General features: G+C 44.0%; 3 protein-coding genes. 2 read left to right on the forward strand and 1 reads right to left on the reverse strand.

What is annotated here, in order from left to right; translation table 11 throughout:
• A partial coding sequence (locus F6K37_RS37770) for a hypothetical protein (protein WP_287256161.1) occupies nt 1–322 on the forward strand: 322 nt, incomplete at its 5' end.
• Between the two features lie 503 nt (nt 323–825).
• Nucleotides 826–1,908: a calcium-binding protein gene (locus F6K37_RS37775; protein WP_287256163.1), complete on the forward strand. Its 1,083-nt coding sequence runs from the start codon at nt 826–828 to the stop codon at nt 1,906–1,908.
• Between the two features lie 369 nt (nt 1,909–2,277).
• Here F6K37_RS37775 and F6K37_RS37780 read toward each other — a convergent pair.
• A partial coding sequence (locus F6K37_RS37780) for a DUF6909 family protein (RefSeq protein ID WP_502887812.1) occupies nt 2,278–2,592 on the reverse strand: 315 nt, incomplete at its 5' end.

Consider the following 2,592-nt stretch of genomic DNA (forward strand, 5'->3'; position numbering starts at 1 on the left):
AATTCCCCTTTTAATGGTTTTACTTGATAATCCAGTCGCAAAAGCCACTGTTTTTATTCCTTCTTTCCCTAAAGATACTGCTTCAACTCCTGACCACAATCGTCTGAGTTTTTCATCCATGTATGGCGTTAAAGCCTCAAATTTGGTTCTAATATCCTCAATTATTGACATTTTTCCCAGAAACAATCACTTCGATTCTATTGTCTCATTTTTAGACCCTTATCAGAAACTTATTTCTGCGCAACTCCTTAGCAATGCGATCGCTAGCTTGGTGAATCGGTCTGGTGCACTGCCCACCCTACATCAACTACATCAATTGTGATTAATCGTTTGGTGGGCAGTGCCTAGCAATGGGCTTTGGCTTGGTGAATTGGTCTGGTTCACTGCCCACCCTACATCAATTGATTCACTCTTGACCTCAAGTTATGACTTTTGTCAATAACTTGGGGTAATTTTTGTTTGTTTTAATCAAAATCTGCCCCATGTCCCTTGGCCAGATCCCCAGATCAATGGATCTGTAGCCATCTCAGCCCCAAGAAATTCTGTAAATACCCAGAATCTGAAAAATCGTTACAAAACTTTATATAAAACTGTAGAAAAATTGGATTTTTGGAGTGATTAAAAGAGTGATGGCAGCTAAGAACCCTTAATGGTCTTCATGGGACTTTGAGATTTTTGGGCTCCTTCAGGGCCCTGTCCCCATCTCCGTGATCGGTCATTGGAGTCTAAGATTTTGTCAAAGTCCGAGTAATCAACTGCTCATGACCATTAGGTATTTTCTAGGTGCTGCGATCGCTACGTTAGATACATTCAACAAAAGAGTCAATGGTAACTAAAACTCAGAAATTATCCGACCTAATTCCGAAATCAGAACTAGATTCAATCAAGTCACTCCCAAAATCTATCCAGAATAAAGTAGTTAGTATCCCCGAGTTACCTACGTCTGCTGGTACACTGACTTCGTTAAGTTTGACCCAGTTACAACGGTTAGTTCCCGATGAGTTAAGCTTACGAGCATTATCGCCGAAAACTAAAATCCCAAAAATTGTTAACAGGATTATTGATACTCCCCCAAGTAATCTTATACCGGGTACTATCGCAAACGATTTAATCCTGGGACTTGGCGGAGATGACACTATTTGGGGATTCGGTGGCAATGACGTTCTGTTTGGGAACTCAGGTAACGACATTCTTTTCGGGAACTCAGGTAACGACATTCTTTTCGGGGGCTCAGGTAACGATATTCTTTTCGGGGGCTCAGGTAACGATTGTCTGTATGGTGGGCCAGGTAACGATTTTCTTCTCGGCGGCTCAGGTAACGACTTTCTATCTGGCGGCTTAGGTAACGACATTCTTCTCGGGGGCTCAGGTAATGATTGTCTGTTTGGGAACTCAGGTGAAGACACTCTGTTTGGGGGCTCAGGTAACGACTCTCTGTTTGGGGGCTTAGGTAACGACTCCCTGTCTGGGGGCTTAGATAATGACATTCTTCTGGGTGGCTCAGGTAATGACTCCCTGTCTGGGGACTCAGGTAACGACTCTCTTCGAGGTGGCTTAGGTAATGACTCTCTGTCTGGTGGCTTAGGTAAGGATACCATCGTAGGTGTCGATCCCACCAGTAGCAATCCAGGTGTTAATGAAATTGATATCTTAACCGGAGGAGCTGGTGCTGATACATTTGTGCTTGGAGATAGCAGCAATGCTTACTATGTCGGGGCAGGATGGTTTGGTTTCAATGATTACGCTGTAATTACGGATTTCCAATCTGGTATAGATACAATTCAACTCCATGGAGCAATCGGCGACTATACCTTTGGGCCTAACTTTATCTCGATGAATACTCCTTCCCTGGAGGTTATTGCTATAGTGTCTGGTGGCTATGCCCTAGGGGATCTGATCTTTGTATAACGATTAGTACACGGTGGGGGAAATAACTGACTAGTTAAAATCTCCTTGATTTGATTAGTTCCCTGTTCTGTGTTTTCATCCTAAGGTGGGCAGTGCCTAGGCCGTGTTTTCAAAGTTTTCCGCAAGATTTAGATCCCCCCCAACCCCCCGCGCGGAAGGGGGGAGCCATTCTCAAAGTCCCCCTTTTTTAAGGGGGATTTAGGGGGATCTCCGAGTTTGAAAACACGCCCTAGTAATGCTATGGCTTGGTGAATTGGTCTGGTTCACTGCCCACCCTACATCAATTGTGATTAATCGTTTGGTGGGCAGTGGCTAGCCATGGGCTATGGCTTGGTGAATCGGTCTGGTTCACTGCCCACCCTACATCAACTATGCCAGGATTTTCTGAAGAAATTTCATAGTGATTAAATAGGTTGGCTTCACACCTGTTGTTCCCAATCCCCCCGAAGCTAAGGTGCTGCCAGTCAACAAGGGGTTATCAGAAGCATAGTAAGCATAACGCAGCTTTACCTTATCATCAATACTTTTTCGGATCATAGAAGCAGCTTGAATTGCCTTTTGTAAGTGTGCTCCTTCCATCTCCAAGCCAATCACATTCCAAGATGAACTTTTGAAGTAAGCTAAAATATCAGAGTTTTGCAAAGAGGTTCCCATTACTGTCACCAACGCTCCTTCATAAATGGG

This window comes from Moorena sp. SIO4E2 (assembly GCF_010671945.1).
GTDB lineage: Bacteria > Cyanobacteriota > Cyanobacteriia > Cyanobacteriales > Coleofasciculaceae > Moorena > Moorena producens.